A 16,334-nucleotide genomic window follows, 5' to 3' on the forward strand; every position below is an offset into this window, starting at 1 on the left:
ACTCATTAAAAACAATAGAACAATGAAAACAATATTCTCAACAATAGCTCTTTTTTCGGCAGTCCTCTTTGCTACGTCTTGTACGGAAGACATGGAATACAAGGATTCCAAAGTTTCCTCAGTAAATCAGTTGTATGAACCCACTGACGGCAAGGAAGTAGTCTTGCAATCGTCGGCCAGCGCCAGTCTGTTCTTTGAATGGGAGTCGGCCAAGGCTGAAGATAGCGGTGCCCCTCTTTATGAAGTGGTATTCGATAAAGAAGGTGGAGATTTTTCTAAGCCTATTTACAAAGTGCTTTCTGACAATGGCGGTTCTTTGAGCTATGCTACCATCAGCCACAAGACATTGAACAAGGTTGGTGCGGCTGCCGGATTGAACAGTGGTGAGACGGGTACACTTGTTTGGACAGTAATGGCTTCCAGAGGTTTGAATTCTGTAATGGCAAAGGAAAGCAAGAAGCTCACCATCACTCGCTTGGTGGGATTTGAAGAGATTCCGGCACAGCTTTACTTGACCGGAAGTGCTACTGAAGGTGGTATGGATGCTTCTAAGGCCGTGGCGTGTGCTTCACCCGAAAAGGATAAGTTCGAAGTCTTTACGAAGTTGGAAGGCGGAAAGACTTACAAACTGGTAGATAGAGCAGCCGAAGGTGCCAAGGTGTTTTATATCAATGGCAATAAGATTATGGAAGGCGAAGGCGAGACAACCGTAGAAAAGACGGGAGTTTATCGCATTGAGATGGATTTCTCCATTGCATCTGTAACCGTCAGGGAAGTAAGTAAGATGGAATTCTACTTCTGCCCGAGTGGTGCCGCAACTTTTGAATTGCCTTATGTTGGAAACGGTGTGTTCTGCGGTCAGGATAAAATTGAGTTCAAGCAAGAAGGATGGGGGCGCGACCAACGCTATAAGTTCTTGATGACTTATGCTGATGGTAGTATACAGTATTGGGGAACCAAGAATACTACAGACTCTAATCCTGGTGCGGCTACTCCCGAAGATCCTTATTTCTACATTATGGAGACTCCTGATAACCAATGGGATCAGAAGTGGAAACTGAACAATGAATTCGATGGTGCGGCCGATGGCCACAATCCGGGTGCCATCACCAAGATTAGTGTGATATTCAATGTGGAGAACTATACTCATAAAGTGGAATTGGCCAACTAATTTAAGGAGAGATTATGAAAAAAATATTATTTTGTCTGCCCCTGCTTCTTTTGGCACTTCAATCGTGCGAGATAGAAGATGAGTATATGTATGATAAGGGGCTTTACACCATAGATTGGGATGCGGCTGCCGACAGCAGTTCTGTGACCCTGATAGATCGTTTCTGGAATACGGAAGAGAATTATTTCAACTACGGGAATGACGGTTCAATCAAGGATTTCCATTATTGGCCGCAGGCTCATGCTATGGATGTGATGATAGATGCTTACAATCGTACCGGAGATAGCAAGTACAGCGACTTGTTTGACAAATGGTATGTCGGTATCAAGGCAAAGAACGGTGGCAGTTATTGGAACAACTTTTATGATGATATGGAGTGGATTGCTCTCACCATGATTCGCTTGTACGAAGTTACTGATGAAAACAAGTATCTGGAAACTTCTCAAGAGATGTGGAATGAAATCAAGACCGGTTGGAACGATTACGCAGGTGGTGGCATTGCTTGGACTCACGACCAGCTATGGAGCAAAAATGCTTGTTCCAACGGCCCTGCTGCTTTGATTGCTGCTCGTCTTTACCGTATTAACGGGAATCAGGAGGATTTGGATTGGGCTGTCAATATTTATAAATGGGAGCGTGAAAATTTATTTAACCCTGCTACCGGCGCCATCTATGATAATGTGAACGGTGAGACGGGTGAGTTGAGTACACTTTCTCTTTCTTATAACCAAGGTACATTCTTGGGTGCTGCTTACGAACTGTATAAGATCACAGGAGAAGAGTCCTATTTGAAAGATGCTCGTAAGGCTGCCAATTTCGCTATCAGTAATAGCAGCATGATAGATACTGGAAACAATTTACTTCGTGATGAAGGCGATGGTGACGGAGGTTTGTTTAAGGGTATTTTCATGCGTTATTATGTGCAGCTGATTATGGAACCGAATTTGGACCCCATATATAAGAAGAAATTCATCACTTTCTTTAACAATAATGCTGAAATTTTGTGGCGAAAGGGAATCAATAAACTTGATTTGCTGTATAATACTAACTGGGCAATGAACAATAGCGGCAACAACCATCTGACTACGCAGACAAGTGGTTGTACTTTGATTGAAGCCAAAGCTCTCTTTGAAAAGAGCTTGAAATAAGTTAGCAATTAAAAGTGTGTCGAAACTCAATCTGGTTATTGGGTTTCGGCACATTTTTTTTAGAGCCATTTTTAATTGACAGTTATTTTGGAAATAATGTTTTTAGAGACAACAGTTTTTGATATAAAATAAACACAAAAGATGAAACAGAATCAATATTTATTTCTACTGTTCGCCCTGATTGTTCTGACGGGCTGTGGCGGTACGCAGAAGAAATTAACCGAATATGTCAATCCTTTCTTGGGTACGGCTACTTTGTGGGAGCCTGAGGACTTAGGGTATACGCGCAAAATAAAGTCACGTACATGGGGTGCGGAAACTTATCCGGGTGCTACCTTGCCCAACGCAATGGTGCAGCTCAGCCCCGTTACACAGTTTCGTAGCGGTGCGGGCTATCAATATGAGGACACTGTGATTTATGGTTTTTCACATACTGCTAAAGGGCATTGGAACTTGTTGCATGTCCCCATGTTGCCAGTGGTGGGAACTATCGCTCCGGGTAATTATTGCTCCGGGTTTAGTCACGAGAAGGAATCTGCGCATCCGGGGTATTACCAAGTTTATCTGGAACGCTATAAAGTGAACGCCGAGTTGACCAGTACCTTGCGTTGTGCCTACCATAAATATACTTTCGCGAAGGGCGACGATAAGTCGTTATTGGTAGACATCCGCCGTTCTAATAATGATGTCCGTGATTGGAAGATTGAGAAGGTTGACGATAATACGTTCACGGGTTATCAGGATGGCGACGGTAAAATCTACTTTTACGCTAAGACCAACTATAAAATAGGCCAAGTGGAAATGGTAAAAGACGACAAACATGAGGTGGCTGTGCTGCGTTTTATCGACAGCAAAGGTGTTGAACCTTTGGAAGTGAAGGCTGGTTTCTCGTTTGTGAGTATAGAGAATGCTCAAATGAATTTGAAGGCCGAAATGTTGAACAAAAGTTTTGCACAAGTGGCAGAAGAAGCTGATGCGGCTTGGGAAGCACTCCTCTCCAAGATTCAAGTTGCAGGTGGCACGGAACGTGAAAAGAGATTGTTTTATTCTACTTTCTTCCATGCTTTTAAATGGCCGGCTTTGCGTAGCGATGTGAATCATGAATATACTGATGTCCGTGGCGAAGTAGTGAATAACGGCTTCCACTATTACACTGACCCTTCTTTTTGGGACGATTATCGCAACAAACTGGTACTCATAGGTATGATTTCTCCCGATGTGACTACTGACATCATTAGGTCTATTATTGACAAAGGTGAGAAGCGTGACGGCTACATGCCCACCTTCTTCCATGGTGATCACGCTTCCACTTTTATTTCTGGTTCTTGGTTGCGTGGTTTGCATGATTTCGATCTAGAGCGTGCTTATAAGTTGATTCTGAAAAATGCTACGGTGCCCGGTAAAGGAGGACGTCGCTATTTGGATGAGTATATGGAGCGAGGTTGGATTGCTGAAAAAGACACAGTGAATGTACCCACATGGGACGAATACAAAGGGGCTGTGACCAAGACCCAGGAATATGCTTACGATGACTATGCCGTAGCCTTGGTAGCCAAGGAGCTGGGAGATGAAGCCAACTACAAACTGATGATGGAACGCTCCAACAACTACAAGACGCTATTCGACCCCTCTACCGGCTTTTGGAGAGGTAAGATTGACGATGGTAGCTGGATTCAGGATTTCGATCCGTATTATCCCTATTACCAGTACATGTACCGTGAGGCCAATGCATGGAACGCCCTCTTCTTCGCCCCCCACGACCCCGAAGGCATGATTAAGCTCTATCCCAGTAAAGAGGCGGTGGAGGCTAAACTGGATTCCTTATTCAGCGAACCGTGGAGAGGTTACGAGGCCCACAACCTGACCGGATTCATCGGAAACTATTGCCACGGAAACCAGCCGGGACACAGCATTCCTTACACCTATTATTTCATAGACAAACAAGAGAAAGCCCAATGCATTCTTGACAGTCTGATGAACCACTACTATGACATGGGTGCCGACAAGCTGGCTTATGCAGGGATGGATGATGCCGGCGAGATGTCTTCGTGGTATGTGCTCAATGCTATTGGACTTTACACTTATTCGCCTGCCGATCCTGAATATATTGTTACTGTTCCCTTGTTCGATAAAGTGACGTTCAATCTGAATGGTCGTCCCTTTACGATTGTGAAGAAAGGAAGCGGCAAGAAGATTATTGACATTACTTATGACGGTAAAAAGATTGACGGTTACTTTATCACCCATGACCAACTGAGGGAGGGCAAGGAACTGGTGATTACTACGGAATAGATAAACAATGGAGTTATGAAAAGAAATATACTGCTTCTATTCACATTCTTTGCTTGCATTACTGTACAAGGGCAGACTCCGGTTCGTTTGGTTGATCTGAGGAGCGAACATCTTGACAGACCTATAGGTTTGGATAATCCCGTTCCACGCCTTTCTTGGCGGATGGAAGATAGTAGGCAGGGAGCTGTGCAGACTTCCTGGCGGATTGTGGTAGACGAAGACTCGTTGAATGTGGTCAATGGCTGTGGCAGGATGTGGGATAGTGGAAAGAACGATTCCCGTAATCAGCTTGTGGCCTATGCGGGCAAAAAACTGCAGCCTTTCACTAGATATTATTGGAAAGTAATCTGCAGCGACATGGAATATAAGGAGACAGCTTCTCCTGTCTCTTACTTTGAAACGGGCATGATGGGGATGCAACATTGGCAAGGTGCTTGGATTGGCGATGGCAAGGATATTCATTATGGGCCTGCCCCTTACTTCCGAAAAGAGTTCAAGACCGGCAAAAAGGTAAAGTCAGCGCGTGCTTATATTGCCGCTGCTGGACTATATGAGCTTTACATCAATGGCGAGAAGGTAGGAGACCACTGCCTTGCCCCTCTCTATACCCGCTTTGATCGCCGCAACTTGTATGTGGCTTATGATGTGACTTCACAATTACAGAATGGTGACAACGCTATTGGCGTACTTTTGGGTAGCGGCTGGTATAACCATCAATCCAAAGCAGTGTGGGACTTCGACCGTGCCCCTTGGCGCAACCGTCCCGCTTTCTGTCTGGACTTGCGCATTACTTACACCGATGGAAGCGTGGAGACTATTCCCACCGATCTCAGTTGGCGGACAGCGTCGGGTGCAATCACTTTTAATAGTATCTATACTGGCGAGCACTACGATGCACGTCTGGAGCAGAAAGGATGGAGCACTCCGGAATTCGATGATTCCAAGTGGCGCGGAGTAGCCTATCGGAGTGTACCTTCTTCCAATGTCACTGCCCAGCAAGTACATCCCATCCGTAATGTAAAGATTTTCCCCGCCGTCTCTTTCCGCAAAGTGGACGAGAAAACATACATCTATGATTTCGGGCAAAATATGTCCGGTGTGACTTGTATTCATGTTTCGGGTGAACGGGGAACGGAGGTCAGAATCAAACATGGCGAACGCTTACATCCAAATGGCCGCCTCGATCTCTCGAACATTGATGTCTACTTTCGAGGCGATAAGGAGAAAGACCCTTTTCAGACGGACATTCTCATTCTGAGTGGAGAAGAGGATGAGTTCATGCCCCGATTTAATTACAAGGGATTTCGTTATGTGGAGGTAGTGGCAGATAAGCCTATTGAGCTTGACCAAAACAGCTTGATTGCTTACTTCATGCACAGTGATGTGCCGGCAGTAGGTAGCTTGGAATCTTCGAGTCCACTGATAGGCAAGCTGCTCCATGCTGCCAATCACTCTTACCTTTCCAATCTGATGGGCTACCCCACCGATTGCCCTCAGCGCGAGAAGAACGGTTGGACTGGTGACGGTCATTTTGCCATTGAGGCAGCATTTTATAACTTTGATGGAATTACCGTTTACGAAAAATGGTTGGCCGACCATCGTGACGAACAGCAGCCCAACGGAGTGCTGCCCGATATTATTCCAACTGGTGGATGGGGATATGGTACAGACAACGGGCTGGACTGGACTAGTACTATTGCCATCATCCCTTGGAATATCTACCTCTTCTACGGTGATAGCAAGCCCTTGAGCGATTGTTACGAGAGCATCAAACGTTATGTGGATTATGTGGAGCGTATCTCTAACAATCATCTCACTACGTGGGGGCGCGGAGACTGGGTGCCGGTGAAGTCAAAATCCAATAAAGAGCTGACTTCCTCGGTCTACTTTTATGTAGATACCAAGATTTTGGCCGCTGCTGCCAAACTCTTCGGCAAACAGGCCGATTACGAATATTATAATGCCTTGTCGGAGGAGATAAAGCAAGCTGTCAATGATAAGTTCCTGAATCGAGAAACAGGCATCTATGCCGAAGGTTCACAAACCGAATTGAGTGTTCCCTTGCAATGGAAGATTGTGCCCGAAGAGTTGATAGGAAAAGTGGCAGCTAACTTGGCACATAAGGTAGAGGAGGACGGTTTTCACTTGGATGTGGGTGTATTAGGAGCTAAAGCTATTCTGAATGCACTCAGCGAAAATGGTTATGCTGAAACAGCTTATAAGGTGGCTGTACAGGACACTTATCCTTCATGGGGTTGGTGGATGGTGAACGGTGCCACTACGCTGCTCGAGAACTGGGATTTGCAGGCTACTCGTGACATCTCGGACAATCATATGATGTTCGGTGAAATAGGTGCTTGGTTCTACAAGGGGCTGGGAGGTATTTTCCCTGATCCCGCGCAACCTGGTTTTCAAAACATTCTGCTCCGTCCCCATTTCATAAAGGGATTGAAACGGTTTGAAGCTCGTCATCGGTCGCCTTACGGTGAAATTGTTTCTCGCTGGGAATGGAAAGGGAAATGTGTGCATTATGAAGTTACAGTGCCCGCTAACAGTACAGCTACACTCACTTTACCTGACAAGGCCGAGAATGTACGGGTGGTGGAACTGGCGGCAGGAAGATATGAGTTTATTGTAAAGTGACCTTGTACTTCATTTATGCTTGCAAATATGTAATTAGCGGGTTTGCCACGTTGTTGTGGCATAACTCGCTAATTTTTATAGTCGGTATGTTAAGGGATGGCTTTTTCATTCTTATAGCCTGATCTTTCCCTCCAACCGTATATCTTCCGACGAAGCCCCTATCAGCAGCTTCACCGTTCCGGGTTCTACAACGAACATCTGCTTTCCTTCGTTCCAATAGCCGAGCTCCTCTTTGGGAACGGTAAGCGTCACTTCCCGGGTTTCGCCGGCCTTGATGGGGATACGCTTGAAGGCGCGCAACTGCTTGGAAGGACGTTCCACTTTGGAGTCCGGATAGCTGGCATAGAGCTGTACGACTTCTTCTCCGTCGCGTCCGCTGGTATTCTTCACTGATACCGTCACGCGGATGTTCTTCTTGTCTTGCTTGACGGATTCAATCTTCTCGTACGTAAAGTCGGAATAGCTCAGACCATAGCCGAAAGGATAGAGCACAGGGCCTTGGTGGTACATATACGTACGTCCGTTGCGGATGTCGTAGTCCATCATGTCGGGCAGGTCGATGATGTCTTTCACCCACGTCTGTACGGTACGTCCGGCTGGATTTACCTTGCCGAAGAGTACGTCGGCCAGTCCGTTGCCCTGCTCCTGGCTGCAGTGGGTGATGTGAACGATGGCAGGCACGTGCTCCTGGCTCCAGTTGATGGTGTAGGGGAAACTGCTGACGAGCACCAGTATGGTATTGGGATTGGCCTTGAGCACCAGCTTCACCAAGTCTTCATCGGGCAGCATCAGCGATTTGCGGTCCACGGCTTCGCGGCCGTCACTGGGGACGGGAGAGAACTTCCAGTCCGCACGCGTGCCGTAAGGATGGTTTCCTACACATACAATGGCGATGTCGGCGGCTGCGGCAGCCTTTTCTGCCTGGCCCATGCGGTTGTCTTCGGCGTGGATGATTTCGGTTCCTTCTTTCACAGCATTGCGTATGCCACTCAGAATCGTTGTTTCGTAAGGCGGGGTACCACTATACCAATCTTGCACGATTTTGTCCGAATACGGGCCTATAACGGCTATTTTACGCAGCTTTCCGGCATCGAGTGGCAGGAGTTTTTTGTTTTTCAATAACACCACGGACTTGGCGGTGACTTCCCGTGCCAGCCTGCGGGCTTCTGCTGTCATGAAAGGCGGTGTCTCCGTACTGTTCTTTCCGATAGAGAGATAAGGGTTACGGGAGTTGTCCCCGTCCAGCAAGCCGAGCTTGAGGGCGACGAAGATGTTCCCGCGGATAGCCTTGTCGATGTCGACTTCGGTCAGTAATCCCTTTTCCAGAGCTTCCTTGACGTAAGGAACGTATGCGTCGAGAAATTGTCCTGTGGTGGCTTTTACTACGGCAGCGGCACCCTCCGCAAAGCTCGGAAAACTCTTGTGCGCTTCAATCAGCAGTTTCAAGGCACCGCCGTCCGTACAGATGATACCGTTGTTGCCCCATTGCTTGCGGGTAATCTCTTCGAGGCAGGGATGGATGGACATGGGGATGCCGTTCCAACTGTTGTAGGCGGCCATGAAGGCGCGGCTGCCTCCCTCGGTGATGCCTTTATAGAAAGGATAAGCGTAGTATTCATGGAACAGCCGCGTGTCGAAGTCGGAGGAAGTGCTGTCCCGTCCGTCCTCGTTACTATTAGCAAGGAAGTGTTTCATCAGAGAGGCAGTTTTCCAGTAGCGGGGATGATTGCCTTGCAGGCCGCGTACGCTGGCAATGGTGAGTTGGGCGGTGAGGAAAGCATCTTCTCCGAAACTCTCCTCGGTACGTCCCCAGCGCGGGTCGCGGGCAAGGTCGGCATTCGGAGCGCGCATCACGAGGGCATGACGCTTGTTACCGGTGGTCTGCATGTAGTAGCGGGCTTCTTCAGCGGCTTGTTCCGCTACTTTCTGCACCAAATCGGTGTCCCATGTGGAGCCCAGACCGTAGGATTGGGGGAATATGGTGGTGGGGCAGTCTGTGGGGACTACTTTCCCATCTTCCGTTCTTTGGCGTCCGCCCCACATGGCAGGCCCGCCGAGGGTCAGCCCGTGCAGTCCTTCGTAGTGTCCGCAACGGGGAATGTTGAGGCGGGGGACACCGAGGTCGGTGGAAAGAAGGTTTATCTTTTCATCCAATGTCAGGATGGAAAGAAGATGGTCTACGCGCTGTTCGTCGGTGAGCGTGGTATCTTGGAAGGCTTGTGTTTGTTGTGCGCTTGTCTGCAGGCAAAGCAGCAGAGAGAAAATGAGGAGTAGTGACTTGTTTCTCATGGTTCATTAGGGTTTAATGGATTCAATGTAGTGAGTTGTCATAGCAAACATTCTTGGTTGTTATCTCAATCTATACCTTTTGTCTGCACGAGATGTTCATCTCATGATGTACGAGATGTATATCTCATGCAACTTGAGATGCGCATCTCGTACATGAAAGGATAGGGGATTATGGGATGGACATTCGTTGCAACCGTCCGTCCTGCGGCAGACAGAGCAACCCTTCGGCTTTCTTTTCGTCTGCCAGATACTTCTTCCACGTAATCTTGTCCCACTTCATTTGGTCTGTGCATTGTGCCACGGGGATATGGGGGATGGCCGAACCGTCCTTTACAAGAATGATGATGGGCAGGGTGCCGCACTCGATATGGTTCCATCCCGGAGCATACACCTTTCCGGTCTGGTAGTCTATCCATTTCTGCCGTCCGGGGAGGTAGACATCCCGTCCGCTGCCCTCTTCGAGCATGGGTGCCACGAGGAGATTGGAACCGAACATGTACTCGTCCTCTACCAGCCATGCACCCGGGTCGTCGGGATACTCCAGCAGCAGGGCTCGGAGCATCGGCCAGCCGTTTTCGGTGCACTCTTTGGATTGTGCATATACGTAGGGCATCAGTTTGTACTTCAGTTCGGCACAACGGCGGAAATAGTCTGTGAACTCTTTCCCGTAGTACCACGGCTCGGTGGGAGGTGCTCCGTGCACGCGGCTGTGGCTGGTGAGGAAGCCGAAGGGCAGCCAGCGGCGGTAGAGGCTTTCGGGGCTTTGGGTCACGAAGCCGCCTATGTCATTGCTCCAGAAGCAGAATCCGCTCAGTCCGATGGAGAGGCCGCTGCGGATGGTTCCCTCGAAACCGGTTTCGGTAGTGGCGGCGTCACCGCCCCAGTGCAGCGGGTAGCGTTGTGAGCCTGCCCATGCGGAACGTGCCCAGATAATGTTTTCGCCGTGTATCTTCTTGATTACCTCGGCCACGGTCTTGTTGTAGCGCAGGGGATAGAGGTTGTGTTCGTATAGTCCGCTACGGCCGTTGGCATAGATGGCATCCAGTGGGGCACCTTCGCCGAAGTCTACTTTGATGGCGCCTACACCCATTTCAATCAGGTTGCCGAGCTTCTCTTGATACCACTGCACGGTTTCGGGGTTGGTGAAGTCCAGCACCACGTCCTCGTAGGGGAGCTGTCCCTTGCCGTTGCGCACGTACAGACCGCGTTCTACCAACTCAGGGAAGAACTTGTTTTTCGGAGTGAAGTAGGGAAGTTGCCAGAGGCAGGTGCGGAAACCTTGTGACCTCAGGTCGGTGAGCATCTGCCGGGGATTGTCGAAGCGGTCGGCGGCAAAGGCGTAGTCGCATTGCCAGTCCACGCTGAACCAGCCGGTATCGAAGTGGATGACATCGCTCGGTATCTTGTTCTCACGCAGTTTCCGGGCTACGTCGCGGCCCTCTGCTTCGCTGAAGTAGGTGATGCGGCTCATCCAGGTGCCGAAGCTCCACAAGGGGGGCATTTCGGGCCGTCCTACCAGTGCGGTGTATTCGCTCAGCATCTCCTTCGGCGAACCTAGGAAGATGAAGATGTCCATCGCTTCGTCTGCCATGAAGAGTTTGGTGGCTCCGATGTAGGAACAGCCGAAGTCGCAGGTCACGGGGGCGGAAGTGTGCATGAACATGCCGTAGCCACGGTTGCTGAAGAAGAAGGGGATGGGCTTGTACATGTCCGGGGTTTCGGGGCCCTGCGGGTCGGTGACAAAGAGGTTGACCTTCTGCCCGGTCTTGTTCAGTGCGGTGGCGGACTCGCCGCAACCGTAGATTTTCTCGTTCGGCGCGAGGCTGAATACGGGATTGATGCTGCGTGAGTTATCCGAGCCGCGCTTGATGAAGCTGAATGGAGGTACCTTGACCTGCGTAGAGTCGTTGTCGCTCCAGCAACGGGTCTGTGTCAGCAGGCGTCCGTCGGCGTCTTTCAGTACCAGACGCCAGGGATAGTTCTGGATGAGCAGGCTGCCGTATCGGGAGGTGTACAGCGTACCTTTGTCCGTCTTCTCGGCTTTCCAGAAGGAGCGTCCGTCGGCGGGCTTTCCTATGAGCATGGGGTCGTCAGCATCTTCTTTCGGTACGATGGGCGAGGTGAGCATACGGATGCGGAGGGTACGTTCGCTGACCGGCTCGACGGTGAACGTCAGTTGCGGGTTATTGTCGTAGGCGGTCTCCGGGAAGTCCAGCGACTGGAGGGGCTGGTGCAGGTAAGTGTTTGCATTGAATGCCTGGCGGGGCATCAGTTGCTGGCGTTTCCACTGGACAGTTCCTTTACCGGTGGAGGTGTCGAACGATACCAGACTGTCGGCGAAGAAATAGGTGTTGCTGAGGTCCAGAAAATCCTGGCTCATGTCTTTCGACTGGGAAAGCAGGTATTGCACGCCGGCATTTGTTTTCAGTTGGGCATGCGCGGGCGGGGTGGCAGTTGCTGCCAGCAGCATAAAAGCTGCCCCTTTCATCAGTTGTCTCTCTTTCATGATAAATATATGATTTACGGTTACTGTTTCGATGCCGTAAAAGTAGAGAAATCCACACAGATGAAAGGGGCAGGTATGTTGCTTATGTGGGGCTGAAATGTTTATTTTGCTTCTATTTGTTTCCTTTAAGGATGCCGGTGTCCGTATCTTCGTTCTGTATGCGCTTGGCGGCAGTCTTGCGTTTTCGTCCGAAGTCCATGCCGTAGGTCACTTTCACCAGCAGCATACGCGAGGTTTCGTTGACGTATTGGTAGCTGGTATTCCCGGCCCGGCGGTTCCAGTTTTCGCTGCCTATGCGGTAGTTGTCCATGAAGGGATTGTTCATGGCAAGGGTAAGGCTGAAACGCTTCTTGAAGTAGGTCAGAGCGATGTCGTGCAGGTCTTCGCCCAAGGCCAGCGTTTCGCCGTAGAGGGTGGGACGGTGGGTGCGCAGGTTGAAGGTGAGAGCCATGCACTTGTAGGCAGCTTGGGCGTTGACCACGGCGTAGAGGTTGCAGTGCGTGTGGTGGTAGTCGGCGGCGCGGCTGTCAAAGTAGTCCATGCCGAGGGCGGCACGCAGCGAAATCAGTCCGTGCATCAGCTGGTAGCGGAATTCGTATTCGGCGTTCCATTTCTGCCAGCTGTCCTGGTTGGCCATCTCGCGTACAAAGAGGTTCTGCTCCTGCCGGGTCTGCTCCATGATGGGGTTGTTGCGGTAGTGGAAGCTGAGGTTGAGGGCGGTGCTCCAGTCGGTGCGGTGGTAGTCTAGGGTCAGCCGGTTGCGGTATTCGGTGGAAGGGGTGAGCAGGGCATTGCCGCGGCGCAGCTGGTAGTAGTCCAGTTGCTGCTCCACGCAGCTCAGCTCGGCCAGGGTGGGGGCGATGCTCTCCACGCTGCCCCGATATCGGATGGTGAAGCGGTCCGAGGGGGTGAATCCGGCACGGAGGATGGGGCGCAGCAGCAGGCGATGGTAAGACTGCTCTTCTTGGCTTGCCCGGAGGTAGCTGCCGCCCATACCTACGGACAGGTTCCATTTTTCCATCTTGCGGTTCCATTCGGTGTAGAGGTAGAGTTCTGAGTTGTGCAGGCGGTTCTCCGTGTTCTCGGTGCCGAAGTAGCGGTTGTTGGCGTAGCCGTAGGTCTGCTTCAGGCCGATGCTCCACGTGTCGGTGGGGGAGGCGGACTTCTCGTAGAGGGCTTCAGCGATGAGGGCGTACTTCTTGCCGTCCACGTTGTTGCTGAGGCGACTCAGGGGAGAAGAGGCATTGTCTTGGCTTATCAGATAGTCCAGGCGGCTGTCGGTGTCGGTGTAGCTGCCGGTGAAGTCGAGGATGAGCGTCTGTCGGCGGGGCAGGTTGTGTTGATAGTAGAGGTCGAGGGCGGTTGTGGCGGAGTGGTCGCGGCTGTGGTTGAGCAATTCCAAGGGGGAAGTGGAGAGTTCGGGGTTGTAGAGGCGGCTGTCCAGTTCGGACTTGGGCGTGTTGAGGTACTTGCCGCGCAAAGCCACGTTCAGCATCCGGTTGTCCGCTTTTAGGTAATTGTAGTTCAGGGTGAGCCAGTGGTGGTTATAGCGCAGGCGGCCGGGGATTCCTTCTTCTTGCTGCAGCACGTGGCGGTTGTCGTCGAAGAGGTATTCTTCGCGGTTCTCGTTGTAGAACTCTTTGAAAGCGGCATGTTGCATGTCGTAGTTTACGCTCCACTCCGATGCCTTGTGGTTGTATTTCCCGGAAACGCGGTTCACGCCATATACTGTGTTCACGGCCTCCATCAGGTCTGCCATGAATCCGCCTCCCTGCATGCTCTGTTTCAGCTTGTAGTTGATGACGACGGCTGCATCCTTGAAGCGTGCGCCGGGATTGTCGTTGTGCTCCACACGCGCCACTTCATCGGGCTTCAGGGCAAGGATGTCCTTCAGTTCCACAGGACGGCCGTTGATGCAGAAGACGGGAGTGCCGCCGCCCGATACTTCTACAGTGTTGAATAGACTGTTCACTTGCAGGCCGTTGAGCTGCATCTTCTCCAACAGTCCCAGTGCGTTGGTGGAAAGCTGCTTCTGCTGTGCGGTAGGGAAATAGATGTTCCGGTCGCCGCGCCGGAGGCAGGGAGAGGCTTGCACTACGACTTCTTGGGTTTCTACGTCTATCAGCAGACTGTCCTGATGATAGGTTTCTGTCATTTTCTGTGCGTGTGCGGCAGCGATGGTTGCTGCCAGTGCGAGGAGGATAAGTACGATTCTTCTGTTCATATAACTTTGCTTTTTAGTTTTTCGTTTTGAAATCCGTTGGCAAAGCTATGGATGAATCCCGGTAGGGGCAAGAATGTGGGACAGACGACGGCTGAAGGTGATGTGTGACGGCTGTTTGGGACGAATGGAGGGATGAATGGACTTAAATACGGATGCTCCGGTAGATGGCTGCGGCGTATTGGCGCGATACGGGGACTTGCTCTTTGGTGGCTTTCAGGGTCAGCCGATAACCTTGTCCGTTACCCGATACATGCTCTACGTGGGCTATATTCACAATGTAGGCTCGGTGGCAGCGCATGATGCCTTGCACTCCTTGCAGTTGTTCTTCCATCTGCTTCAGGGTGCAGCGCAAGGCTTTGTGTACTTCTTTTCCCTCATATAGATAGTGCACGAGGGCATAGTTCCCGTCCGACTCCACGAAGAGTAGTTCTGCAGGCGATTTCAGTTCCACTGTCTCCCGGCTGTTGCCTTCCAAATGCAGAGGGCTGTCGGCTGTTTTAATGTGTTCGGGGGAAGCGGCGCTTTCCGCGGAACCGGAAGCAGTGGGGTTACCGGAAATTCTGCAGGCTTCGGAGGAGGCTTCTTCCGGCATCTGCAGGTTCTGTTTCTTCTTTTCCTTGGCCAGTGCCTCGTTCAGTTCCATTACCTCCTGCAGGCGCTTGGCAAGCTGGCGGCTGTGTTCCATATAGTAGCTGAACAAAGTGAGGAAGAAAGAGATGATGAGTGTATATCCGCTGTTTATCCAGAACGCTTTCAGCGTGAAACGTCCGTCGGGATAAAACCAGCCTTGCCGGATGTCTCCGGCGTAGGCCCATGCAGAATAGCAACAGATGAAAGCTCCCATAATGGGGCAGATAAGCAGTCCGACGGCAATGTTGCGTTTGAAGTCCCATTCTTCCCGTCGCGGCATTCGCAGCGCGTAGGTTGTCAGCAAGCTCGCCAGCAGATAGGTGATGGCAGACAATACGGCATAGCCCACGATGATGGGGTACTTGTAGTGCTCCACCCGGTCTATGCCGAAGGGCTGTAGCAGCACCATGATAATGATGCATGCCACTCCGGTGTAGAGCGCATAGAAGAAGGGGCCGTGTTTCATTTCTTCTTCCCGTAGAAACACATGAAATACACCCCGATAATCACAAACGGGATACTGAGCCACTGGCCCATGTTCAGCGTCATGTTGTCCTCAAAGTTCACCTGGTTTTCTTTCAGGAACTCGATGAAGAAACGGAAGGTGAAAATCTCCGTCAGGCAGAGTCCGAAGAAGAAACCGCGGTGATAGGGCAGGGAGGCTTCGGCCTGCACGGTGGTTGATTTCCGCTTGGTGGTGCTGAAATCTGTTTCAAGTTTGCTCTCTTGTTTCTTCTGCCCGCGTTTGTATAGCCAGACCATCCCCAGGAAGAAAATGAAGTAGGCGATGGCTTCGTAGAGCTGTGCCGGATGGCGGGGCAACATGTCTTCCCGTTCGAAGATGAATGCCCAGGGCACGTCGGTCGGTTTGCCGATGATTTCGGAATTCATCAGGTTGGCAAGGCGGATGCAGCAGGCGGTGATGGGAGTGGCAACGGCTATCATGTCGAGCACGTCCATGTAGTGCATCTTCGTCTTGCGGCAGTACATCCAGAGGGCGATAATCAGGCCCAGCGTGCCGCCGTGGCTGGCAAGGCCGGTGTAACCCGTCATTTTCCATCCTGCGGCGGTCTGCTTGATGGGGAGAATCATTTCAACGAAGTGGTCTTGGTAGTAGGCCCAGTCGTAAAATATGCAGTGGCCCAGTCGTGCGCCTATCAGTATGCCGAAGAAGCAATAGAAGAAAAGAGGTTCGAATTTCTTTTCGTCTATTTTGCGGTCGCGGTACTGGTGTTGCACGATAAGGTAGGCAAAAGCGAGGCCGATAATCCATAACAAACCGTAGTAGCGGATGGATATGCCGAAGAAGTTGAATAGTTCGGGGTCGGGGTTCCAGTTGATGGTGAGTAGTGATAGCATATTTATGAAGAATTAAATTACTGAATTACGGGGTTGTTCGGGACAAAGGTATGAAATTATCTCGTTTGGCAG

The 16,334-nt window shown here is 50.7% G+C and carries 9 protein-coding genes; 4 read left to right on the top strand and 5 right to left on the bottom strand.

Annotated elements, in window-relative coordinates; genetic code table 11:
- Window positions 1-22 precede the first annotated feature (22 nt).
- The 4 genes from ITJ87_RS04325 to ITJ87_RS04340 all read left to right on the top strand — a co-directional run bounded on the left by ITJ87_RS04325 (window position 23) and on the right by ITJ87_RS04340 (window position 7,254).
- Entirely contained in the window at window positions 23-1,171 is a 1,149-nt protein-coding gene (locus ITJ87_RS04325) for a SusE domain-containing protein (RefSeq protein WP_005833935.1), read from the top strand.
- 14 nt (window positions 1,172-1,185) lie between these two features.
- A complete protein-coding gene (locus ITJ87_RS04330; RefSeq protein WP_005824849.1) occupies window positions 1,186-2,319 on the top strand; it encodes a glycoside hydrolase family 76 protein in 1,134 nt (377 codons plus the stop codon).
- 141 nt (window positions 2,320-2,460) lie between these two features.
- Window positions 2,461-4,611: a GH92 family glycosyl hydrolase gene (locus tag ITJ87_RS04335; protein ID WP_117964345.1), complete on the top strand. Its 2,151-nt coding sequence runs from the start codon at window positions 2,461-2,463 to the stop codon at window positions 4,609-4,611.
- 15 nt (window positions 4,612-4,626) lie between these two features.
- A complete protein-coding gene (locus tag ITJ87_RS04340) occupies window positions 4,627-7,254 on the top strand; it encodes a glycoside hydrolase family 78 protein (RefSeq protein ID WP_117974556.1) in 2,628 nt (875 codons plus the stop codon).
- 111 nt (window positions 7,255-7,365) lie between these two features.
- Here ITJ87_RS04340 and ITJ87_RS04345 read toward each other — a convergent pair whose 3' ends face one another.
- The 5 genes from ITJ87_RS04345 to lgt all read right to left on the bottom strand — a co-directional run bounded on the left by ITJ87_RS04345 (window position 7,366) and on the right by lgt (window position 16,262).
- A complete protein-coding gene (locus tag ITJ87_RS04345; RefSeq protein WP_117964343.1) occupies window positions 7,366-9,543 on the bottom strand; it encodes a glycoside hydrolase family 3 C-terminal domain-containing protein in 2,178 nt (725 codons plus the stop codon).
- A gap of 169 nt (window positions 9,544-9,712) precedes the next feature.
- Entirely contained in the window at window positions 9,713-12,049 is a 2,337-nt protein-coding gene (locus ITJ87_RS04350; RefSeq protein ID WP_117964342.1) for an alpha-xylosidase, read from the bottom strand.
- Between the two features lie 112 nt (window positions 12,050-12,161).
- On the bottom strand, window positions 12,162-14,273 hold the full coding sequence (locus ITJ87_RS04355) for an outer membrane beta-barrel protein (protein ID WP_117599898.1): 2,112 nt from the start codon (window positions 14,271-14,273) through the stop codon (window positions 12,162-12,164).
- A gap of 142 nt (window positions 14,274-14,415) precedes the next feature.
- Complete coding sequence (locus tag ITJ87_RS04360) at window positions 14,416-15,369, bottom strand: LytTR family DNA-binding domain-containing protein (RefSeq protein ID WP_117599897.1); 954 nt, start codon at window positions 15,367-15,369, stop codon at window positions 14,416-14,418.
- A complete protein-coding gene (gene lgt / locus ITJ87_RS04365) occupies window positions 15,366-16,262 on the bottom strand; it encodes a prolipoprotein diacylglyceryl transferase (protein WP_117964341.1) in 897 nt (298 codons plus the stop codon). The genes ITJ87_RS04360 and lgt overlap by 4 nt, the downstream gene beginning before the upstream one ends.
- Window positions 16,263-16,334 lie beyond the last annotated feature (72 nt).

The sequence above is a fragment of the Bacteroides sp. HF-162 genome (assembly GCF_015679285.1).
Classification (GTDB): Bacteria; Bacteroidota; Bacteroidia; order Bacteroidales; family Bacteroidaceae; genus Bacteroides; species Bacteroides uniformis.